Genomic DNA, 22,204 nt, shown 5'->3' with positions numbered 1-22,204 from the left:
GCTGGCCGCGGCGCTGGCGCCGCAGCGCCCGCCTTGCGCTCCGCGGTCAGCGCGATCATGGCGACGCTGACGCCGGGAATGGCACGCACGGCGTTCTCGGCCTGCGCACGCACGCTCTCCCAGGCGCGGGCTTCCGCCGCATCGACGTTGATCGAGAAGAACACCTTGCCGTCGGTGACCGTGATCGCCGACAGCACATTGGCGTTGGTCAAGGGGACGCCGCGCGGCGACATCACCTTGGCAAGGCCATCGAGAACCTGTTGCTGCGTCACGCTCACCGCGCATCTCCTGGAAAATTCAAGAGTGCACCCATAGAGCGTTGCAGCGCAAAAGGCTACCTCGCTCCGACGTCGTCCCGCCGCTCGGCCGGCGCGGCCGAGGCCCCTTCCTTGGCGGCCTCGTAGTTCAGCTCGATCATGACCCCGTTGGGGTCGTTCACGAAGATCTGCCAGAGATCGCCGCCGGGAACCTGGCGCGAGTCGAATTCCATGCCCTTGGACTGAAGCCGCTTCCGCATTCCGTCGAAGCCGTGACTTGCAAAGGCGACGTGATGGACGACGCCGGAGTCCGGCTTTTGTGCCTCGTCGGTCGCCGAAATATCGACCAGATGCACGACAGCCTTGCCCTCGCTGTACATCCACGCACCGGGGAACGCGAAGTTCGGCCGCGCACCCTTTTCCAGGCCCAGAATGTCCTCGTAGAACCGCACCGTGGCGGTGAGATTCCGGGTCCGGATATTGAAATGATCGAGCACTCCGACGCTCATGCCCATGCGATACACTCCCTTTTTTGTGAGCTTCTTTGGTGGGCCGATCCTAGCACAAAACCGGGGTCTGCCATCCAACGAAGCCGTTGCCCTCCGCTGCGCAGGGGGTATGGTGCGGCTCCTTCCATGGACGGAATGCCCTACCCGCCGCGACGTTTTCCGGCGGTCCTAAGGGGCGATCACCACGGCAAATCACAAGGTATCAGGCACAAGGTAGCAGATATGGCTAAAGTCGCTTTTCTCGGTCTCGGCGTAATGGGTTTCCCGATGGCGGGACACCTCGTGAAAAAGGGCGGCCATGAGGTCACCGTGTACAACCGGACCGCAGCGAAGTCGAAGGAATGGGCCGACAAATTCGGCGGCAAGACTGCGCCGACCCCGAAGGCCGCAGCCGAAGGCCAGGACTTCGTGATGTGCTGCGTCGGCAATGACAACGACCTGCGCGCGGTCACCATCGGCCCCGATGGCGCCTTCGCCGGCATGAAGAAGGGTGCGACCTTCGTCGATCACACCACCGCCTCCGCCGAGGTCGCCCGCGAGCTCGATGCCGCCGCCACCAAGGCCAGCTTCAAGTTCGTCGATGCGCCGGTGTCCGGCGGCCAGGCCGGCGCCGAGAACGGCGTGCTGACGGTGATGTGCGGCGGCAGCGCAGACGCCTACGCGGGCGCCGAGCCGATCATCACCGGCGCCTACGCGCGAATGTGCAAGTTGCTCGGACCGGCAGGCGCCGGCCAGCTGACCAAGATGGTCAACCAGATCTGCATCGCCGGCCTGGTGCAGGGCCTCTCCGAGGGCATCCACTTCGCCAAGAAGAGTGGCCTCGACGTCGCCGCCGTGATCGAGACCATCTCGAAGGGCGCAGCGCAGTCCTGGCAGATGGAGAACCGCTACAAGACCATGAACGAGGGCAAGTACGATTTCGGCTTCGCCGTCGAGTGGATGCGCAAGGATCTCTCGATCGCGCTGGCGGAAGCCCGCCGCAACGGCGCCACCCTGCCCGCCACCGCGCTGGTCGACCAGTTCTATGCCGAGGTCGAGAAGATGGGCGGCAAGCGCTGGGATACGTCGAGCCTGCTGGCGCGTCTGCAGCGCTAGTACCTGGAATCATAGATTCGTGAGACACAACCGTCATTGCGAGCGAAGCGAAGCAATCCATCTGCCCGCTTCTGCGGAAGCATGGATTGCTTCGTCGCTGTCGCTCCTCGCAATGACGACCGAATGCGAGTCACACTTCAGCGCCATGGTGACCCGCCGGCGGGTCACCAGCCATGCAGCGTCGTCTCGCGAAGGAGAATTTCCCCTTTGAAGGTCGCGCTGCCAAAATATCGAAAACAACCCCATGCAAAGGAGCTGGCCGGCCGCCGGCATTCGATATGGCAACTTGACATGTCGGGCAAATCAGGGGCACATTTCCATTATTCAGAAATTGTGTGGACACCCTCAATTACGGCGACACTGCACTCAACTTCTAGTTGGCGGTTACGCTGAATAAGTCGAGCCCCTTGGCTCACCTGTAACGCTGAGACCCCACGAAACGACAAGATAAAAATATGGCACGATCCGCCTAGCCATCGAGCACGGCGTCCGCAAGCCGGTCCCGCGACGGATATTGTGCGGGTCCGTTACGCCCCCCGCGCAAAAGTTAATTTAACCTCCGGTTAACGCCTTTCTTTAGCTCTTTAAGGTAACGCTTAATGAATTGGCGTCACAGATAGACAATGCAAAAGGCGCGCGCGGTTCGCGCGCAGGATTTGTGTTGTTGATGAGTAATCCCGCAGAAAAGCCTGAAGTTGTACAGCTTCCGGCAGGACCTCAGGTGACGGTGTCGGTCAACAGCCGGCGCGTCGCTGCTCAGCGGGTGCGCGAGGCGCGGGATCGGTTAACGTCAACCAGTGGAACCCGCCCGGCATTCGACGCCGAACTGCTCCGCCAATACGCCCAGACCCGGATATCTGCGTCCTACGTCGTGATGCTGCTGGTGGTGGCAACCGGCGTGCTGTTTGGCCTCTGGATGAAGCCGATCATGGCCGGGGCCTGGACGCTCGGCATCCTCTGCGTCCATGTCGCCATCATCCGCAGCTGCGCCCGCTTCCTCGCCGAGCCCACCTCGGTCGCGGTGACCCGCAAATGGCGGACGCGCTTCGTGCTGCTCGACCTGCTCTACGGCCTGTGCTGGACCGCAATCCTGATCCACCCTGCCGGGCGCGATCTCGCTTCCAACACGCTGATGATGTTCCTGATGATGCTGGTGATCGCGGTCTCCAGCATGCTGGCGGCGAGCCTGCCGATCGCAGCGCTCGCGGCGACCGTTCCGGTGACGGTGGGGATCGCGCTCGACCTCGTGCTCAACGGCGCGTTCGACAATTACGTGCTGGCGCTGCTCGCGCTTGCCGCCGAAGGCTATTTCGCCCTGCTCGCGCACCGCCTGCATTCGACCACGCTGGCGACGCTGGAGGCCCGCGCCGAAAAGGATGCGCTGATCGGCGAACTGGAACAGGCCAAGGCGATCTCCGACGAAGCACGGCACCGTGCCGAATCCGCCAACGTCGCCAAGTCGCGCTTCCTGGCCCAGATGAGCCACGAGCTGCGCACGCCGCTCAACGCCATCCTCGGCTTCTCCGAGGTGATGAAGAGCGAGATCTTCGGCGCGCATGCCGTGCCCGTGTACAAGGAATATTCTGCCGACATCCATAATTCCGGCGTGCACCTGCTCAATCTCATCAACGAGATCCTCGATCTGTCGCGCATCGAGGCCGGCCGCTACGAGCTGAACGAAGAGGCCGTGGCGCTGGTGCATGTCGTCGCCGACTGCCACCATCTGTTGAAGCTGCGCGCCTCCAGCCGCGGCATCACCATCCACGAAGTGTTCGAGCACGGCATGCCCAGGATCTGGGGCGACGAGCGCGCCATCCGCCAGGTCGTGCTCAATTTGCTCTCCAACTCGATCAAGTTCACCCCGCAGGGCGGCGAGATCTGGCTGAAGGTCGGCTGGACTGCGTCGGGCGGGCAGTATCTGAGCGTCAAGGACACCGGCAGCGGCATCGCCGAGGACGAAATCCCGGTCGTGCTGGCCTCGTTCGGCCAGGGCTCCAACTCGATCAAGTCGGCGGAACAGGGCGCGGGCCTTGGCCTGCCGATCGCGAAAAGCCTGATCGACATGCATGGCGGCACCTTCACGCTGAAGTCGAAATTGCGTATCGGCACCGAGGTGATCGTGACCTTGCCGCCGGAACGGGTGATGAGCGCGCTGGCGCCGATGGCGGAAGAATCGCCGCCGATGCAGCCGGAGCCGGTCGAGCCCGCGATGAGCGGTGACCGCAAACGCGTGCGCCGCAAGTCGATCATGAGTGCCGGCACCGGATTGTAGAGCATGTCGCGGAAGATCGTGACGCGGTTATCGCCAGAGCCTCTTCCGTTCCGATGGAATCGGAACGGGGCTCCAGACTCTTATCTCGCCGCGTTTTCTTTACGCGAACCGGTATCCACTTCGCTCGAAAACGCTTTGACAACAAACGCAAGGCGTTCGCGCCAGAACCATGCTCGCGACAAGAAGCCGAGGCGTGATGCGGCATCCCGCGTCAGCCGGCTTGCACCGGCGGCTGAAACGGTTCAACAGTTGAACAATGAGCTCAGAAACGCCGTGTATCGCAGTCTGCATGATGGACCCCAGGACGAAGCTCTGCTTCGGCTGTGGTCGCACGCTTCCCGAGATCGCGCGCTGGCACAAGATGGACACCACGGAGCGGCTGTCCGTCATGTCGACGCTGCCGGCGCGCATGGCCGAGGCCGGGCTCGAGCGCATGGAGCCGCGTCCGAAGCGCGCATGACCGGCACCACGACCGGAGGTGCTCCATGACCCGCATCCTCCTCATCATCCTGCTGCTGATGGCAACCGCCGGCGCCGTCGTCGCCTATGGCGATCCCGATCAGATCGCGCGCGCCAGGCAGAACCTGACCCAGATCTTCGGCCGCACCATCGTCGCCTCAACCTCCTCTTCCAGCTCGGCCCCCGCGGTGCAGATCGCACGCAGCCAGGGCGGCGAGTTCGCGTTCCGCGCCAAGATCAACGGCGTCAGCGCGCCGATGGTGATCGATACCGGCGCGACCTCGGTCGTGTTGACCTGGGAGACCGCCAAGGCGATCGGGTTGCCGACCGAAATGCTCGAATACAATGTCGACCTGGAGACCGCCGGCGGTCACACCAAGGCGGCGCGCCTGACCCTCGACAGGCTCGCGGTCGGCAAGCTGGTCGAGAAATCCGTGCCGGCCTTGGTGGTGCAGCGCGGGCAGATGAAGACCAACCTGCTCGGCATGAGCTTCCTCGACCGGCTCGAAAGCTGGGGCGTGCGCTCCGACACGCTGAGCCTGACGGGATACCCCGACGTCACCGGTAGCATCAGCACCTCGAGCCGCCACCGGCGCCCGCGCACGGTCGTCGACTAGGTTTACCTATCGTCGTCGTGGATCGACGATGGATGCCGGCACAGCGGCGTGACCTGGATCTCCATGAACGGAAACAGCGGCAGGCTGGACAGGATGTCGTGCAACTCCTGCGCGCCCGATACGTCGAAGATGCTGACATTGGCGTAGCGGCCGGCGACACGCCACAAATGGCGCCAGGCGCCCGTGCGCTGCAGCTCCATGGCGCGGACCCGCTCGGCCTGCTTCAGCGCATCGATCTTTTCGGCCGGGATGTCGTGCGGAATCCGCACATCCATTTCGACGTGGAACAGCATGATGATGAACTCTTTCTGCAAGCAATGATACGGCACCATGGAGACGGCGCGGAGCCGCCGCGGATCGCGGCGGCTCCATCGATCTGTCTACGAGATCGTCAGCCCTGTCGTCAGCCTTGTCCTCAGCCTTGCACCAGACCGCGGCTGACGAGGTTGATGTCGTCGGGGTTGACGAGGTCCTTTGCCGTCCAGCCCGAGACGTCGTAGTCGCTCATGCAATTGCGCACGAAATCCTGCATCGCGCCGAGATCGCCGGTGGCGCTCGCGGCCATCAGGGTCTCGACACGCAGGTTCTCGTAATTGCCCGCATAGTTGCGCTCGTAGAGCTCGTGCCGGCCGCCGAACTCGGAGCCGACCGCGTCCCAGAGCAGCTTGAGCAGCTTGATCCGGTCGATCGCGGCGTAGCCGTTGGAGCCGCGCACGAAGCGGTCGAGATAGGGCCGGATCGCCTCGCTCTCCAGATCGGCCGAGCTCGACGGCAGATAGATCAGGCCGCTCGCGACGTGGCGCTCGATCAGCTCCTTGATTCGCGGATACGCCATCGGCGCGAACACACGATAGGCCAGCCCGTAGTTCAGATTGGGAAGATTGTAGCCATCGGTCCCCTGCCAGTCGATCGGCGATTTCACCATCGCATCGGCTATGCCGTGGAACAGATTGCGCCAGGCAATCACCTCGCCCACCGCGGTCTGCACGCCGCGGAAATCCTTCGAACCGGTCGCCTCGACGGCCATCGAGAACAGGCCAGCGATGAAGTCGAGCTTGACGGCAAGGCGCGTCACGCCGTGCAGCGTGAAACGCGGGATGAAGCCCGACGCCGGGAAAAACTGGTTGATCTTGTCGACGTCGCCATAGATGAAGACGTTCTCCCAGGGCACCAGCACCTTGTCGAAAACGAGGATCGAGTCGTTCTCATCGAAGCGGCTCGACAGCGGATAATCGAACGGCGAACCGGTCGCGGCCGCGGTGAATTCGTAGGACGAGCGGGCAATCAGCTTGATGCCCTTGGCATCCATCGGCGCCGTGAAGATCAGCGCAAACGACTTGTCCTTGATCGGGATGCCGTAGTGGGCGATGAAATTGTAGTGCGTCAGTGCCGATCCGGTCGCGACCACCTTCGCGCCTGAGACGATCAGGCCGGCGTCGGTCTCCTTCTCGACATGCATGAAGACGTCGCGCACCTCCTCGATGGCGCGATCGCGGTCGATCGGCGGATTGACGATGGCGTGATTCCAGAAGTCGATCCGTTCCTGGGTTCGCGAATACCACTTCTTTGCGTTGCCGGCGTATTCGCCATAGAAGCCCGAATTCGCACCGAGCGTGCCGAGGAACGCCGCCTTGTAGTCCGGCGAGCGGCCCATCCAGCCATACGCGACCTTCTGCAATTCGGCGATCGCATCGCGGCCCTTGATCAGATCATCGGCCGTTTTCGAGCCGAGGAAGAACGGATGGGTCAGCTGCCCCGAGCCGGTGTCCGTCAGAACGCCGATCTGATCCTTCTTCTCGTGGAAGCGATCGTACCAGCGCGCCACCATGCGCGCCGAATTGCGGAAGGCGGGATGCTGGGTGACGTTCTTGACGCGCTCGCCATAGATGTAGATTTCCCGGCCGTCCTGGATGCTGTCCAGGAATTCCGCACCGGTATAGACGCTGGTGGTTAACGCAGGCGCATCGGCCCGCAGGGCTGCTGCTGTGGTCATGGGTTTCTCCTCCGCTTGTGTCGTCGGACCGGCGGGGCATTGCCGCACCGGGCCGGACCATCCCGTCACGCTCTTGGTCGGCGTGACATCGGAGGAAAAGCTACGCGCTCACCCGGAGCGGGCGAAAGGTATCACACCATACCGCGCAGTCCGTCGCGGCTCGGGCTATGACTCAGCTCGCACCGACCAGACGGCAGCGATCGTCCAGCCGATGCAACACCGAGGCCGATGCAGCAATGCACAGCACGGCATAGGGAGCGAAAACCGGAGCGAGCCATGGTCAAAGGTTTGGGCAAAGGTTTTGACAGCACCGCTGTCGCTTTCCATCGCGATGGCGAATTGGCCCTCGATGCCTGCGTCGTCACGATCGGCGCATTTGACGGCGTCCACCGCGGCCATCAAGAACTGCTCCGGCAGACCATTGCGGCAGCGCAGCGCAGCGATGTTCCTGCCGTGGTCTACACTTTCGATCCGCCGCCAAAAGTGTATTTCGGCCAGGCCGAGGCATTGATCCCGCTCCGAGAAAAGCTCGAGCGCATCGCAACATTCGCGCCCGATCATGTCGTCGTCGCCGACTTCAACCAGATCTATGTCCGCCGCACCGCGGCCGACTTCCTTGCAGAACTGCAGCGCCTGCACCCGCGTGAAGTGATCGTCGGCGAGGACTTCCGCTTCGGGTCCTGCAAGGGCGGCACCGCGTTGCTGCTGCGGCAACATTTCAACACGCGCATCCTGCCGCCGGTGCGCTGCGGCAATGGCGAGATCGTCTCCAGCAGCCGGATCCGCGCGCTGCGACGGTCCGGCCTTGCCGCTGCCGCGTCGGCGCTGGAAAACTGGCGGGACATCGTGACCGCGCCATCCGCCAATCGACCGAGCTTGGTCCAATTCGAGGTCGCCAGCCAATGACCGCCATCGATCCACGCGAGCTGCGCAACGCCTGCGGCCAGTTCGGCACCGGTGTTACCATTATCACGACGCATTGCGAGGGACGCGATCACGGCATGACCGCCAATGCGTTCATGTCGGTTTCGCTCGAACCGCCGCTGGTCGCGATCTCGATCGCGAAGAGCGCGAAGATGCTTTGCAACATCCAGAACACCGGCCGCTTTGCAGTCAGCGTCCTCGCCGAGGGCATGGAGGATCTCGCCTGGCATTTCGCCGGCAAGCCCAGGCGCGACCTCCGCGACGTGTTCGAACGCCGCAACGAGCTGCCCGTGATCGTCGATGCGGCGGCGTACTTTGTGACCGACCTCGCCGACGAGATCGTCGCCGGAGACCACACCATCTTCATCGGCCATGTCCGCGAGATGGCGCTGGAGCCCGGCAAGAAACCGCTGCTGTTCTTCCGCGGCCGCTTCGGCAGCCTTGCCGACCCGCACCCCGCGCCCGCGACGCTGGAGAATGCTGCTTACGAATTTGTTTGGTGAGACCACCAACCGATATTCCCGAAAACGGGGATGCAAGTTTGATCAAACTGCAAGAAAAGGAGGAAACGACCATGCTGAACGTCACCAAGGACACCATCACCGACCACGTCATCGCCGCGCTCGCGAAGGATATTCCGGATCGCAACCGCCAGATCATGACGAGCCTGATCCGCCACATGCACGACTTCTGCAAGGAGGTCGACCTGACCTTCGCCGAATGGTTCGCGGCCTGCGAATTCCTGCGCCGCGCCGGCGACATCTCGGACGAGAAGCGCAACGAGTTCATCCTGATCGCCGACATTCTCGGCGTCGAGGTGCTGGTCGACATGCTCGACCATCGCGTCACCGATGGCGAGAGCGAGTCGACCGTGCTTGGACCGTTCTACCGCGAGAACCCGCCGGTGCTGGCCAAGGGCGCCTCGATCATCAAGAAGACGTTCGACAACGCGCAGACCGTCAAGGTCTCGGGGCGCATCAGCGACACCGCGGGTCGGCCGATCGAGGGCGTCACCATCGACGTCTGGGAAGACGCGCCCAACGGGCTCTACGATCTGCAAGACCCGGAGCAGCCGGCCTACAATCTGCGCGGCCGCTTCACGACCGACGCCAACGGCGAATACGCCTTCGTGGCACTCCGCCCCGAGCCCTACCCGATTCCGTACGACGGCGCCGGCGGCGAGCTCCTGAAGTACATGGGCCACCATCCCTGGCGCCCGGGCCATATCCACTTCATGCTGTCCAAGGACGGCTATCAATCGCTGATCTCGCAGATCTACGATTCCGAGACCAAGTATCTCGACAACGACTCGGTATTCGCCGTGAAGCAGAGCCTGATCGGCAAGTTCGCGAGGGCACCCACCGGGGCCGACACCGATCTCGTGCTCGACTTCGACTTCAAGCTCAAGAAGGCGGCAGTCGAGCGGCTCGTCGCCGCCGAGTGATACGCGTTACGCCCTGCCAGGCTGAGGCCTGGCAGGGCTCATTCTGATCTGACCTGTGAGGACTTATGAGCCGTGCCGTGATCGACATCGTCGAACCTGTGGAGCAAGTGCAGCCGCCCGCTAAGGACACTGCGATCCGCAGCATCCGCGCCACCATCGTGGAAGCGCCGACCCGCCGGCGGCACAAGCTGTCGAACACCGAAGTCACGCATCAGGGCTACGTGCTGGTGCGCGTCCTGCTCGACAACGGCGTCACAGGTATCGGCGAAGCCTCGACGCTGGGCGGGCCGCGCTGGGCCGAGGAGAGCGTGGAATCGATCAAGGCTGCCGTCACGAATTATCTGGCGCCGGCGCTGCTCGGGCAACCTGCCCTCGCCTTTGAAGCCAATGCGCTGCGGATGAGCAAGGCCGCCACCCGCAATTTCGCCGCCAAGGGCGCGATCGAGTCCGCCCTGCTCGACGCCGCCGGCAAGACCCTCGGCCTTGCCGCCAGCGCACTGCTCGGCGGTGCGGTTCGCGAGCGCATGGAGGTGATCTGGGCGCTGGCCTCGGGCGACAGCGGCCAGGAGCTCGAGGAAGCCAGGGAGAAGCTGCGGCGCCGCGAGCACCGCCAGTTCAAGATCAAGTTCGGCTTCAACCGCCCGCAAGCGGATTTGAAGCGGTTGCAGACGCTACGCGCCGGTCTCGGCGACGAGGTACGCCTGATCGTCGACATCAACCAGGGCTGGACCGAGGCCGAATGCATCCGCTTCATGCCTGCGCTGGAGGAGCTGGATGTCGCGCTGGTCGAACAGCCGGTTTCGGCGCTGCAGCTGGAAGCCATGGCGCGTGTCGCGGCCCGCACCTCCATCCCGTTGCTGGTCGACGAGGCCGCCTTCACCAAGGAGGAGATCGCCCGTGTCGCCACGATGGGCTGCGGCAGCGTCTACTCGCTGAAGCTCGTCAAGAGCGGCGGCCTGTTCGAGATGAAGCGCGCCGCCGCAGTCGCGGGCGCCCATGGGCTCGAGCTCTATGGCGGCTGCCTGCTGGAAAGCAGCATCGGCGCCGCCGCGCATCTTGCCGCATTCGCCACCCTGCCCAGGCTCGAATGGGGCACCGAGCATTTCGGTCCGCGAATTCTCGTTGAGGATCTCGTCGTCAACCCGATCAGATTCGACGCGTTCGAGATCTACGTCCCCGATGGCCCCGGCCTCGGCGTCGAGGTCGACGAGGACAAGGTCCGCGCCTTCGCTCGGAAGGATTAGCCGGATGGCGTCATTGCCGCGGACAATTGACAATCCTGGGACCCACGCCCAGTCTTTGCGCTGGAACCATCTTGATCGCACGCTGATGACAACGCGGTATCGAACCCGGCAGGCCTTTCCCGCAGCTTCTCCGGAAGTGCGCGAACACATGTCCGGCTGACCGTGACCGATCGCGACGATGTCATGGATCTCAGGCGACTGGTCTATTTCGTCGCTGTCGCTGAGGAATTGCATTTCGGCCGTGCCGCATCGCGGCTCGCGATCGCACAGCCGCCGCTCAGCCGGCAGATCGCACAGCTGGAGAGCGATCTCGGCGTCATGCTGATCGACCGGAGTCGAAGCCAGATCCGGCTGACCCAGGCCGGCAGCGTTCTGCTGGAGCGTGCGCGCGACGTGCTGGAGCGGCTCGACCGCACGCATCGCGAGATCAAGCGGATCGGAGAGGGTTTTTCGGGCCACCTACGTGTCGCCTTCGTCGGATCGGCGACCTATGGCGTGCTGCCCAACGTGATCAAGGCGTTTCGTTCGGCCTATCCCGACGTCGAGCTCGCGCTGTCGGCGATGAACAACGCCGAGCAGAAGCGCGCGGTGATCCAGCGCGAGATCGATATCGCCGTCGCCCGGCCCTCGCTCGAGGACGAGGAGTTGAAGTCGGAGCCGCTGCTGCAGGAGCCGTTGATCCTCGCGCTATCTGATACCTCGCCCCTGCTTGAACGCCAGGTCACGCGGCTGGCAGCGCTGAAGGCCGAGACATTCGTGCTCTACCCGCGCAAGCCGCGCCCGAGCTTCGCCGACCACATTCTCAGCATCTGCCTCGAAGAAGGCTTCATTCCGAAATCGCAGGTGCTGGCCCAGGACTACCAGACCGCAATCAGCCTGGTGTCGGTTGGCGTCGGCATCGCGCTGGTGCCGAAATCAGTCTCGCAGGCGGAACGCCCCGGCGTCGCCTATCGCGCCTATGAGGGACACAACCCGGGCACCGCGCTGTCGCTGAACTACCGGCGCGACAACCGGATGCCGCATCTCTTCAACTTCCTGAAGATCGCGCAAGACGTTATGCGGCGTCAGCGCAAGCAGTAATCGTTCCCGTCAGGCCGCGACCGGCACAAGCGCACGATCGTCAACGCGTGCGATCGCATCGCGCAGCACCTCGATCCCAGCGCCCGGCCGAACGCCGTTCTCCGCGAGGTGCCTGCGGAACGCACGCGCGCCGGGAACACCATGGAAGGCGCCGACGAAGTGACGCGTGATCGAATGCAGCCGCGTGCCTTCGGCCAGTTGCCGCTCGATATAGGGCAGCATCGCCGTGAACACGTCCTTCATCGTGGCATGCGGTGACGTTTCGCCGAACAGCTCGGAATCGACCGACAGCAGCCGCCACGGCTCCTGATAGGCCGCCCGCCCCAGCATCACGCCATCGACATGCGCCAGATGCTGCTTCGCCTCGGCGACGCTCGTGATGCCGCCGTTGATGATGATGGGGACGTCCGGCAGCGCCGCCTTCAGGCGGTAGACGCGATCATAGTCGAGCGGCGGGATGTCGCGGTTCTCCTTCGGCGACAATCCGTTGAGCCAGGCCTTGCGTGCGTGCACGACGAGCGCATCCGCGCCGGCGGCAATCACACCGCGGGCCAGCGTATCGAGCGCGACTTCCGGATCCTGGTCGTCGATGCCGATCCGGCATTTCACCGTGACGGGAATCCGCACCGCGCGCTTCATCGCCGCAACGCCTTCGGCGACCAGCACCGGCTCCGCCATCAGGCAGGCACCGAAACGGCCATCCTTCACCCGATCGGACGGACAGCCGACATTGAGATTGATCTCGTCGTAACCGAACTGCTCGCCGATCTGCGCAGCACTCGCGAGCTCACCCGGATCGGAACCACCAAGCTGCAGCGCCACCGGATGCTCGCTGGCATCGAAGCCGAGCAGCCGCGCCCGATCACCGTGGATCACGGCGCCGGTCGTCAGCATCTCCGTATAAAGCCGCGCCCGCCGCGACATCAGACGATGGAAGACGCGGCAATGCCGATCGGTCCAGTCCATCATCGGGGCTACGCTGAATTTGTATTTCATATCAGAGACTTAGCTGCCTTGTCGGTTCAATGCAACGAAAACCGACTGAATTTTTCGTCAGCAGATTCAAAGGCATGTCTGCTGGTTTGATTTCCAGACCGTTTTCGGTGTGCCAAAAGTGTGCCACGGGTCTTACCACTCCAATTCTAGGCTCGCCATTCGGTGTGCCACGAGAGTCGGAGTGGCTACGCAAGTCAGTTTGATCAATGGGAAAAGATGGCAAAGGCGACGATTTGCGATTTGGAGGGCGGGGCAGCGTTGTGCGCTTGGTTTGAAGGCACCCCTTCATTCCACGACGCTACACTGCATGAGTTTGAGCTTCGCCAAGGTGCGCCGGGTCGGCTCGTTGTCCACACCTTCCGCATGGAGTCGGAGGTCGATGCTCGGGGATACTTCCTGCTAACGAAACATGTGGACGTGACCTTGACCATCTTCGAACTGATCGAGGTTGAGTTATTCGAATTTATGGAATCTGCAATCATCTTCGGGCTCGATATTGAGACCGACAATGACGGGATCACACTCAGCTTCGATTCGAGCTACGGCGTACACGGACGGATCAAGGCAAAGCGAATTGTCGTCTCCTTTGAGCCGACAAAACCTGAATAGAGGCCGAACTCCTCGCGTGACGATGCGCAGCGACGCGAGGTCCGTCACGGGGCATTTGCACACCTTGCCTTAGGCCGGAAGTATCTCCGCTTTGCCCCCCGAAACCGGACATCGTTTGGAGGCTCACTCATGCGTCTAATGCTCGACAGCAACGTCTACGACTCGCTGCTCGCAGATCGGGATCTACTGGAGCAAGTAAAGCGCGCGATCCACGTGGGCCGTCTTGAACTGCTCACCACGCACGTCCAGCAAGACGAACTCAGCCGCATCGTGCAGCCCGCGAAGCGCGACGCATTGCAGTCGCTGCCGATCACCTTCGTGAGGGTCGCGACGTCAGGGGCGGCCTGGGATGTCTCCAAGTGGGACGACGCTGAGTGGGGTGATGACAGCGGCCGGATCGAGAAAATGGTCGGCGGCAATTCGAAGCATATAGAGGATGCGCTGATCTCGGCTACAGCAGACGCAAAAGCCAATGTGCTCGTGACGAACGAGAAGAGGCTTGCTGGGATGGTCGGACGGGCCGGCTTTGGTGTCGAGGTCTGGTCGGTGGCTCAGCTCGCAGAGTGGCTACGCAAGTCAGCATGAGAAAAGCCAGTGCCCGGTGTGCCGATAGTGTGCCGTGGCCTGTTTGCAGTGAACCAACCACCTGATTCAGCGATGACTTTTCGGCTGGTTGCTCCAATCCATCATCGGGGCGACGGAAAATTTCCATTTCATCTCAGCTGCTTACCCGCAACGCCGGTCCAATGCAACAGGATGCTTCTGGTACCTTTGCCCGCTTCCCTCAACTCAAAAATCGAAAACAACCCCATGCAAAGTAGCACCCCGGTTCGGACCGTAGCCTGCCAGCGAAAGCAAAATCGCAGCCAATTGGTCCGGTTGGCGCCAAGAACGGGGCAAGCCCCTCGACGCCTCTCAGCCTGAGGCCGGCGTGATCGGCCGGCAAATGTGAGAGAGCGCCGTCTCAAGCGAGCTCAACTGATCGCATGCGAGCGCTGCTCGGAATAGCTGCACGCCGTCGCGAGAGAAAGTCAGGTTGTTCGGCTGCACTGCAAGCCACCGATGGAAGGATCGCTGTTGGAGCTTGAGTCAGGTCCATGAAGACCATCAGAACTCGCTGTTGGTTGCTAAAGAATTCTCTGCAGGCGTCAAGTCCGCCGATCCAGAATGAAGCGCGCTGCCCGCTCTCCGATCATCATCGTCGGTGCGTTGGTATTTCCGGAGACCAGCCGTGGCATGATTGAGGCGTCGGCAATCCGAAGGCCCTCGACGCCACGCACCAGCAGTTCTTCGGAAACAACTGCCGTCGGATCGATGGATGCCCCCATCTTCGCCGTTCCGGAGGGATGAAACACGGTCTTCGAGATCGCGCGCACATAGTCGGCGAGCGCATCGATGTCGTTTTCCAGGCCGGGCTTGGGCAACGCGCGCCGCTTGACCAGCCGCGCCAGCGACGGCGCCTCGGAAATGCGAATGGCAAGCTGGACGCCTCGCACGAGCGTGTCGACATCCGCCTGCTCTGCTAGTGAATTGGCAACGAACAGCGCCGGGTCTGCCGGATTCGGCGATCTCAGGCGAACAGTCCCGCGGGACTGCGGGCGCAGCACGCAGGGGCCGATCGAGATGCCGTGTCCGGGCTCGGATGGCCGATCTGCAAAGCCGTTGAACGTCGGCAAGACGTGAAACTGGATGTCGGGCTCGCCGGTTCCGGCGGTATCGGCAAAGCCGCCGGACTCCACGACCGTTGATGTCAGCAGTCCGGTCTTGGTCAGAAGGTACTGCATCATGTGCGATGCGGCGCGAACGCCCTTGTCTTCGCCGAAGATCGAGATCGGATCCCGGGTTTCGCACTGAACGGTCGCCTCGAGATGATCCTGGTAATTCTCGCCGACCCCGGGCAGATCGGAAACGATCTCGATGCCATGTTCGCGCAGATGCGCGGCAGGCCCGATCCCCGACAGTTGCAGGATCTTCGGCGTTGCCAGGGCGCCCGCAGTCAGGATCACTTCGCGCTGGGCCTTGACGGTCGAACCGTCCTCGAGCCGCACACCGCTCGCCCGCTTGCCTTCGAACACCACCTTGTGGACACGCGTCGCGGTCCTGATGGTCAGGTTGGCGCGTCGCTCTGCCTCGCGCAGGAAGGCTTCGGCGGCGCTGCGGCGGCGTCCACGGCTCGTGGTGGTCTGGTAGAAGCCGACGCCCTCCTGCCCCGCGCCGTTGAAATCCTCGTTGTGGGGGATGCCTGCTTCCTGAGCGGCGCGGATAAACGCCCATGACAACGGATGGCCGTAGGCACGATCGGAGACATTGAGCTTGCCGACCGTGCCATGATACTCGCCGGACAGCCGCTGGTTGGCTTCCAGGTCGCGGAAGACCGGCAGCACCTCATCGTAGCTCCAGCCGCGGCATCCCAACTGCGACCATGTATCGTAATCCCGCCGCGATCCCCGGATGTAGACCATCGCGTTGACCGAACTGCCGCCGCCCAAAACGTGCCCTTGCGGTACGATCGACGGCCGCCCGTTCAGTCCCCTCTCGGGCTCGGACGCATAGACGAAGGCATCCCGTCCCTTCTCGAGGACCTTGAAGAAGGTCGCCGGGATGTGGATGAACCTGTCGGTGTCGCGCTGTCCGCTCTCGACCAGCAAGACACGATTGCGCGGATCCTCAGACAGGCGCGACGCCAGCACACAGCCGGCGGAGCCGCCGCCGGCGACAATGTAGTCATACTCCTGCATGTCACTCCCTGCGACGCGGCCGATTCAGACCTGTTCCCCGGTTAGACAAACACGGTCTGGACCGTGGTGAACTCCTTCAGCCCATCGACTCCGAATTCCACGCCGAAGCCAGACTGCTTCACGCCGCCGAACGGTGCATTCGGCTGAATAGCGCCGTGCTTGTTGATCCAGACCGATCCGGATTCGATGCGTTGCGCGACCGCCTTCGCACGCGCGAGGTCGGTGCCCCAGACCGACCCGCCGAGCCCCATCGTGCTTGCGTTGGCCTTGGCAATCGCGTCGTCGACATCGGAATAGCGGATGATCGGCAGGGCCGGCCCGAACTGCTCCTCGTCCACCAGTCTGCATCCGTGATCGACATCCGCAACCAGCGTCACAGGATAAAAATAACCGGGACCCTCGGGCGGGTCGCCACCAACCAGCACGCGACCGCCCTGCTGCCGCGCCTCTTCGACGAAGGCCGAGACGATCTCGAATTGCCGGCGGTTCTGCAGAGGGCCGAGTGTCGAGGTCTCGGAGAGACCGTCGCCGACGACCACCTGCCTTGCGTAGGCCGCAAGCTCGCGGCAAAGCTCGTCATAGAGGCCGTCATGGACATAAAGCCGCTTCAGCGCCGCGCAGGTTTGGCCGCCGTTGATGAACGCGCCCCAGAACAGGCCTTCGACGATCTTCTTCGGGTCTGCATCCGGCAGCACGATCCCGGCGTCGTTGCCACCGAGCTCAAGTGTCAGGCGTTTCAGGCTGCCCGCCGCGTTCTGCATGATCTTGCGACCGGTTGCCGTCGATCCCGTAAACGTCACCTTGCCGATTCCGGGATACGCCGACATCAGACCGCCGATCTCGTTGTCGCCGGTGACGACGTTGACCACGCCCGGAGGCAGCTTGTCGTTCATGAGTTCGACCAGACGGATCGTGCTCAGCGGCGTCAATGGCGACGGCTTGATGACCACGGTGTTGCCGGCGCGGATCGCCGGGATGACATGCCAGCACGCGATCATGACCGGCCAGTTCCACGGCGTGATCGAGCCGACCACCCCGATCGGCTTGCGGTGCAGCTCGACGCGCCCTTCGGCGCCGTCTTGCAGGACTTCCACCGGCAACGACAAACTGCTGGTATGGCGTGTCCAGGCCACGGCGCCGCCGATCTCGAAGCGCGAACCGAGTCCGTTCAGCGGCTTGCCCTGCTCGAGCGTCAGGAGCCGCGCGAGCTCCTCGGCATGCTGCTCGATCGTGTCGGCGATCGCGCGACACGCGTCGGCACGCTCGGTATCGGGCCGATCCTTCCAGCTTTCAAACGCCTTGGAGGCGGCCGCAACCGCGGCGTCAAGATCGGACGCCGTCGCGAGCGGCATCCCGCCGACGACAGCGCCGGTCGACGGGTTGAATACGTCCTGGAAACGATCTGTCTCGATCCGGCGCCCGTCGATAAGCAAGCTCCAGCGCTGCATGCAATCTTCTCCTCGCGACAACGACTGGCTTCAGCAAAAGCCATCGCACGGCTGCTGTCTTGGAAAGGAGCGCGGTTTCGCTTGGACGGGAGCGCAGCAGGCTATCGGCGCGTGACGTCGGTCGGCGAGCAGTCGAAGGCCCGCTTGAAGCAACGGTTGAAATAGGAGATGTCGTTGAAGCCTGACGAATAGGCGATCTCGGCGATGGTGCCGCCGTCGGAGCCGCGCTGCCGTTCCAGCAGGCGATCCTTGGCCAGCCGTAGCCTGCGATCCCGGATGAAGCTGGTGACCGTGGTTCCGACCGCGCTGAAATCCTCCTGCAACGTGCGCATCGAGACGCCGAGACGATTGGCAAGCCATTGCGCGGTCAGCCACTCCGCCGTGAGATGGCGGTCCACCAGGGCCCGCGCAAATTCAAGCCGGCCGGACGCACGCTCCTTCGGACATAGCGGGGTGTCCGGCGGATCCGCAGCGAACGCCTGCCGGGTCGCCTGCAGCAGCAATTGCCGCAATTCGCCGGATCGCTTGTGGCTCGACGGCATCTGCAGCATCTTGGCAACCAGCGCCCGCAGCATTGTCGACATCGGGTCCTCGGCGCCGAGACGTCGTGACACCTCGAAGTCGTTGGGCTTCTCCGACAGCAGCAATTGCCGCGGCAGGTGCACCGACAAATGATTGCTGAACTGGCCGTTGAAGAAGAAATTCGACGGAAGCGAGGAATCGACCAGGATGCAGTCGCCGGGTGAGATGATGCTCTGGTGCCCTTGCTGCTCGACCCCGCATACCCCCTGCAACTGAACCAGCAGGAAGAAGTGCTCGCCATAGTCCTGGCGAATGTCGCGCTCTCCGCGGCGAACCACGTCGACGTCGGTTGCGACCTGGACGATCTCCATGCCCGCGGCATCGCGCAGCACAACGCCGCCATTGACGAAGCCGCTCTCCTCCCGGCCGAACGGATTGAACCGCCCGCACACGGACCGGAGCTTGTCCTTCCACTCCTCCAAAGGCGGCTGCCCCCAGACATCGGGAGTCCAGCTGCTAAACTCCTGGAGCTGCATGCGCTCCTCCCTGGGAAACGCCGTCGGGCGGCGCTTTTGATAACATGTTAAGCACCTCCTTTGCCGTGTCAACGGGTTTCCGGCACGGAGATGCGGGCACGGCACCGCGACCTGCGGTCGCAACGACGATGCGCTTACGCGAGATAAGCGCTGTGCAGGATGGCCGGATTTTCGATCAATTCCAGCGGCTCACCCGAGAAGCAGATCCTGCCGCGTTCCATCACATAGACCGCGTGGGCGATCTTGAGGGCGATGTGCGTGAACTGCTCGATCAACAGCACGCCGACCCCTTGCGCGGCAAGGTCCTGCAACACCGGCACCAGGCGAGCGACCACGACCGGGGCGAGACCGAACGACAACTCGTCGGCGAGCAGATAGCGCGGTTTGACAATGATCGCCTGCGCCAGCGCCACCATCTGCTGCTGTCCGCCGGACAGATTGCCTGATCTGGCCTGGAGCCGTTCACGCAACTCGGGAAAGGTGCCGAGCGCGACATCAACCGCCGATCTCAGTGCGGAACGCGACAGATGGCTGCCGGCGACCTTGAGATTGTCTTCGACGCTCAGTTCGTTCAGGACCTGGTGTCCTTCAGGGACCGCAGCCAACCCGCTCGCGCGGATGGCCTCCGGCCGTAATCCTGCGATCGAGCGGCCGTCGAGATCGATGGCGCCCGAGGTCGCGGGCAGCACGCCGGCGATCGCCAGCACGAGGCTGCTCTTGCCGGCGCCGTTCGCGCCCAGCAGGGCGGTGATCCGGCCGGGTGCGAGCGCGAGGTCGATGCCGTGCAGGACCGCTTTGCCGCTCCTCGCGAGATTGAGGCCCCGCACTGTCAGGCCTGCACTCACGTCGCATCCTCCAACATACCGAGATAGGCCTCACGGACCTTCGGCTCGGCAAGCACGCTTGCCGTGGGCCCATAGGCGATCGCGGAGCCGAAATCGAGCACCAGCGTCGCCATGCAGGTCGCCGAGATCAGGTCGACGTCATGGTCGACCAGCAGCACCTGCGCGCCGCAATGGCCGTGAAGCTGCCTGATGACGTCGCGCAGATGCTCACTCTCATGCTGTGCGAGACCCGCGCCCGGTTCGTCCATCATGACCAGCCGCGGGCGGCCGACCATGGCGCGGGCGATCTCCAGCATGCGCCGCTGATAGGCATTGAGATCGCGGCCGAGCACGTTGCCCTTGGCGGCAAGGCCGACAAACTCCAGTGCCTGCTCGATCAGTGCAGTGCGCGGCCGCCCATCGATCGGCACGTTGTCGAGGATGGCTCGGATGTTGTCGGCCGCGGTCAGGTTCTCGACGACCTGCTCGTTCTGGAACGTGCGGCGGATCCCGAACCCGGCCCGCTTGTGAATCGCAATGTCTTTCAGGTCCTGGCCGTCGATGCTGACGCGTCCCGCGGTGGGACGCACGAAACCGGACAGGACATTGATCAACGTCGTCTTGCCGGCGCCGTTCGGCCCGACCAGACCGGTGACGGATTCAGGCAGGCGTGCCGTCAGCTCGCTCAAGCCACGCACGCCGCCGAACTGCACCGTCAGATCGTCGATCTCGATCATGGACCGGCCTTTCTTTCGCGACCCAAGACCCGGCGCAGGCGCCCGGCCAGGTCGGACAATTGGCCGGCGATGCCATGAGGCGCAGTGATCAAGGCGTGCAGCAGTCCAATGCCGAACACCATGGTTGCGATATTGCCGTCGACGCGAAAATCGTTGAGCAGCGCCGGGAACGCACGCAACATCAGCCCGGCGATAATCGGGCCGAACCAGGAGTAAGCGCCGCCGACGATGGTCAGCGCGAACAGCATGATCGATTGGCTCGCCGGAAACGCGCTGCCGTCGAGCTGCCCCACGCCCCCGGCAAGCACCGCTCCCGCGACGCCGGCGAGGAAGCCGGCGAGCGCAAAGGCCCACACCTTGTAGGCGACGATGTCGACCCCGCCGGCGAGCGCGCAGACCTCGCTGCGGCGGATCATGGCCCAGGCGCGACCCGGCCGCCCGCGAACATGCGCCAGCACCAGCAGATAGCAGAACACGGTGACGACGACCGCGTAGCGCAGGTAGGCCTGGTCGCTCTGCGCCACGAACGGGCGCGCCATCATCAGCCGCGCGCCGGTGCTCTTGCCGAGAATGCCCGGCCCCCCGTCCGGGAAGCCGAACGCGCTGATCAGCACCTGGATAGCGCCTGCCATCATCAAGGTGATGATCGCAAGATAGAGCCCGCGCATGCGAAGCGCCGGGAGCCCGACGATCAGTCCGACCAATGCCGCCGAGAGGCCCGCGCAGAGAAGTGCGATCTCGAACGGCGCCCCGAGGCCATGGGAGATGCGCAGCGCGAACCAGCCCCCGACACCGAGCAGGCCGAACTGTGCCAGTGACACCATACCGACTTGCGCGAACAGCGGGCCGACACTCAGGCTCGCGATCGTCAGCGCGGCTGCGGAAATGAACGTGCGCAGCCAATAATTGCTCAGCGCGTCCGGTATCACATACAGGGCGATCAGCGCGGCCGCGCACAAGACGCCCCAGCGAAGCGGAAATCTGACGGCGCGAATGGACGGAACTCCCTCCAGGCTTTGATCGGTCACGTCAACTCACCTGTACACGAAGGTAACCTTGCGCTGCATCCACAGCAGCGCGCCGACCGCGAACAGAAATGGCACCGCGGTGCGGAACGGACCGACGATCGGCACCGGCGTCAGCAGCGCCTCGCAGACGCCGATGGCGAGGCCTCCTGCAACCGTCGCCGGGAGCGACACGAAGCGCCCAATGACAGCCGCAGCGATTGCCGGAATGACGGCGAATGTCAGCGCCTGCCCGCTCAATCGCTGGAGGTCGGCGAGCAGCACGCCGCTGACACCGGCCAGCACGCCCGAGATCACCCAGGCCCAGCCGTCGACATGGAATACGCGAACGCCAAGCATCGCGCTGAGCTCGCGGTTGCTGGCCAATGCCCGCATCTGAAGGCCGACCCGGCTATAGGAAAGAAACGCCATCACCACGCAAGTCGCCAGCACGCCGAGGGCGAGCGCGATCGCGCGCGTCATCGTGACGCGCACGCCCATCAAGTCGAAACTCATCGTGTCGGTCGGCAGCCGAAGCCTGCGCGGCGCCTCGCCCCAGACATATCCCATGAAGCCCATCAGGATCAGCGCAAAGCTGAGCGTTGCAACGGCGCGCATGACCGGGTCCGAGTAGGCGAGCCGGGGGGCGATCACACGGCCGTAGAGGAATGACACCGCGGCCGCGGCCGCGATACCGGCAATCCACGACAATTCGGCCGGACCGCCGCGCTCGACGATCACCCAGGAAATAAAGGCTGCCAGGGCGCCGACGGCACCCTGGGCGAAGTTGACCACGCCGGATGCCCGGTAAAGCACCACGATGCCGACACCGGAGAGCACGTAGGTGGCGGCCGTCGCGAGGCCCGAGACGAGAAAGGGCGTGAAATCGGGCATCG

At 63.7% G+C, this 22,204-nt stretch carries 23 protein-coding genes; 11 read left to right on the top strand and 12 right to left on the bottom strand.

The annotated features are described in order from the left end of the window. Nucleotides 1-278: iron-sulfur cluster assembly protein (locus tag H8A95_RS03175; protein ID WP_229181777.1), on the bottom strand; the 278-nt coding region annotated here is incomplete at its 3' end. A 56-nt stretch (nt 279-334) separates the two neighbouring features. Next, on the bottom strand, nt 335-772 hold the full coding sequence (locus H8A95_RS03170; RefSeq protein ID WP_229181776.1) for a VOC family protein: 438 nt from the start codon (nt 770-772) through the stop codon (nt 335-337). A gap of 216 nt (nt 773-988) precedes the next feature. On the opposite strand from H8A95_RS03170, the gene H8A95_RS03165 reads away from it, so the two are divergent. The 4 genes from H8A95_RS03165 (at nt 989) to H8A95_RS03150 (ending at nt 5,209) form a co-directional block, all read left to right on the top strand. Then, on the top strand, nt 989-1,861 hold the full coding sequence (locus H8A95_RS03165) for an NAD(P)-dependent oxidoreductase (protein ID WP_229181775.1): 873 nt from the start codon (nt 989-991) through the stop codon (nt 1,859-1,861). Nucleotides 1,862-2,528: 667 nt separating this feature from the next. Then, nucleotides 2,529-4,133 carry a sensor histidine kinase gene (locus tag H8A95_RS03160; RefSeq protein WP_229181773.1) on the top strand — a complete coding sequence of 535 codons (1,605 nt, stop codon included), beginning with the start codon at nt 2,529-2,531 and terminating at the stop codon, nt 4,131-4,133. Between the two features lie 256 nt (nt 4,134-4,389). After that, a complete protein-coding gene (locus H8A95_RS03155; protein ID WP_229181771.1) occupies nt 4,390-4,593 on the top strand; it encodes a DUF1289 domain-containing protein in 204 nt (67 codons plus the stop codon). Between the two features lie 25 nt (nt 4,594-4,618). Then, nucleotides 4,619-5,209 (top strand): TIGR02281 family clan AA aspartic protease, encoded by a 591-nt coding sequence (locus H8A95_RS03150; protein ID WP_229181770.1) that lies wholly within the window; start codon nt 4,619-4,621, stop codon nt 5,207-5,209. A 2-nt stretch (nt 5,210-5,211) separates the two neighbouring features. Here H8A95_RS03150 and catC read toward each other — a convergent pair whose 3' ends face one another. Then, entirely contained in the window at nt 5,212-5,502 is a 291-nt protein-coding gene (catC, locus tag H8A95_RS03145; RefSeq protein WP_163151442.1) for a muconolactone Delta-isomerase, read from the bottom strand. A gap of 122 nt (nt 5,503-5,624) precedes the next feature. Next, a complete protein-coding gene (locus H8A95_RS03140) occupies nt 5,625-7,202 on the bottom strand; it encodes a 4-hydroxyphenylacetate 3-hydroxylase family protein (RefSeq protein ID WP_229181769.1) in 1,578 nt (525 codons plus the stop codon). Between the two features lie 276 nt (nt 7,203-7,478). On the opposite strand from H8A95_RS03140, the gene H8A95_RS03135 reads away from it, so the two are divergent. From H8A95_RS03135 to H8A95_RS03115, 5 genes are all read left to right on the top strand, one after another. Next, entirely contained in the window at nt 7,479-8,108 is a 630-nt protein-coding gene (locus H8A95_RS03135) for an FAD synthetase (protein ID WP_229181767.1), read from the top strand. Continuing rightward, entirely contained in the window at nt 8,105-8,629 is a 525-nt protein-coding gene (locus H8A95_RS03130) for a flavin reductase family protein (protein ID WP_229181765.1), read from the top strand. Before H8A95_RS03135 ends, H8A95_RS03130 begins: the two co-directional genes overlap by 4 nt. A gap of 71 nt (nt 8,630-8,700) precedes the next feature. Next, nucleotides 8,701-9,570, top strand: coding sequence for an intradiol ring-cleavage dioxygenase (locus tag H8A95_RS03125; protein ID WP_229181764.1), 870 nt, complete (start codon nt 8,701-8,703; stop codon nt 9,568-9,570). 65 nt (nt 9,571-9,635) lie between these two features. Next, nucleotides 9,636-10,814, top strand: coding sequence for a muconate/chloromuconate family cycloisomerase (locus H8A95_RS03120; protein ID WP_229181763.1), 1,179 nt, complete (start codon nt 9,636-9,638; stop codon nt 10,812-10,814). 183 nt (nt 10,815-10,997) lie between these two features. Next, nucleotides 10,998-11,894 (top strand): LysR family transcriptional regulator, encoded by an 897-nt coding sequence (locus H8A95_RS03115; protein WP_229181762.1) that lies wholly within the window; start codon nt 10,998-11,000, stop codon nt 11,892-11,894. Nucleotides 11,895-11,903: 9 nt separating this feature from the next. Here the strand turns inward: H8A95_RS03115 and dusA are convergent, their stop codons facing one another. Then, a complete protein-coding gene (gene dusA / locus H8A95_RS03110) occupies nt 11,904-12,890 on the bottom strand; it encodes a tRNA dihydrouridine(20/20a) synthase DusA (RefSeq protein WP_274617367.1) in 987 nt (328 codons plus the stop codon). Between the two features lie 216 nt (nt 12,891-13,106). Here dusA and H8A95_RS03105 point away from each other — a divergent pair, with 216 nt between their 5' ends. Together H8A95_RS03105 and H8A95_RS03100 are read left to right on the top strand one after the other, a co-directional pair. After that, on the top strand, nt 13,107-13,499 hold the full coding sequence (locus H8A95_RS03105) for an Imm50 family immunity protein (RefSeq protein ID WP_229181760.1): 393 nt from the start codon (nt 13,107-13,109) through the stop codon (nt 13,497-13,499). A gap of 129 nt (nt 13,500-13,628) precedes the next feature. Further along, nucleotides 13,629-14,084, top strand: coding sequence for a PIN domain-containing protein (locus tag H8A95_RS03100; RefSeq protein ID WP_229181759.1), 456 nt, complete (start codon nt 13,629-13,631; stop codon nt 14,082-14,084). A gap of 563 nt (nt 14,085-14,647) precedes the next feature. On the opposite strand, the gene H8A95_RS03095 is transcribed toward H8A95_RS03100, so the two are convergent. The 7 genes from H8A95_RS03095 to H8A95_RS03065 form a co-directional block, all read right to left on the bottom strand. Then, nucleotides 14,648-16,237 carry a GMC family oxidoreductase gene (locus H8A95_RS03095; RefSeq protein WP_229181758.1) on the bottom strand — a complete coding sequence of 530 codons (1,590 nt, stop codon included), beginning with the start codon at nt 16,235-16,237 and terminating at the stop codon, nt 14,648-14,650. A 41-nt stretch (nt 16,238-16,278) separates the two neighbouring features. Beyond that, the gene (locus H8A95_RS03090) at nt 16,279-17,685 is read right to left on the bottom strand and encodes an aldehyde dehydrogenase family protein (RefSeq protein ID WP_229181755.1); all 1,407 of its coding nucleotides are present in this window, start codon (nt 17,683-17,685) and stop codon (nt 16,279-16,281) included. 101 nt (nt 17,686-17,786) lie between these two features. Further along, nucleotides 17,787-18,743, bottom strand: coding sequence for a helix-turn-helix domain-containing protein (locus H8A95_RS03085; protein WP_229181753.1), 957 nt, complete (start codon nt 18,741-18,743; stop codon nt 17,787-17,789). Between the two features lie 134 nt (nt 18,744-18,877). After that, nucleotides 18,878-19,588: an ABC transporter ATP-binding protein gene (locus tag H8A95_RS03080; protein WP_229181751.1), complete on the bottom strand. Its 711-nt coding sequence runs from the start codon at nt 19,586-19,588 to the stop codon at nt 18,878-18,880. After that, nucleotides 19,585-20,304: an ABC transporter ATP-binding protein gene (locus H8A95_RS03075; RefSeq protein WP_229181749.1), complete on the bottom strand. Its 720-nt coding sequence runs from the start codon at nt 20,302-20,304 to the stop codon at nt 19,585-19,587. The genes H8A95_RS03080 and H8A95_RS03075 overlap by 4 nt, the downstream gene beginning before the upstream one ends. Next, complete coding sequence (locus tag H8A95_RS03070; RefSeq protein WP_229181748.1) at nt 20,301-21,332, bottom strand: branched-chain amino acid ABC transporter permease; 1,032 nt, start codon at nt 21,330-21,332, stop codon at nt 20,301-20,303. The genes H8A95_RS03075 and H8A95_RS03070 overlap by 4 nt, the downstream gene beginning before the upstream one ends. Nucleotides 21,333-21,338: 6 nt before the next feature. Continuing rightward, a complete protein-coding gene (locus tag H8A95_RS03065; RefSeq protein WP_229181747.1) occupies nt 21,339-22,202 on the bottom strand; it encodes a branched-chain amino acid ABC transporter permease in 864 nt (287 codons plus the stop codon). Nucleotides 22,203-22,204 lie beyond the last annotated feature (2 nt).

Origin of the sequence: Bradyrhizobium oropedii (assembly GCF_020889685.1) — a bacterium.
GTDB lineage: Bacteria > Pseudomonadota > Alphaproteobacteria > Rhizobiales > Xanthobacteraceae > Bradyrhizobium > Bradyrhizobium oropedii.
This window is presented reverse-complemented; position numbering and strand designations above follow the sequence as displayed.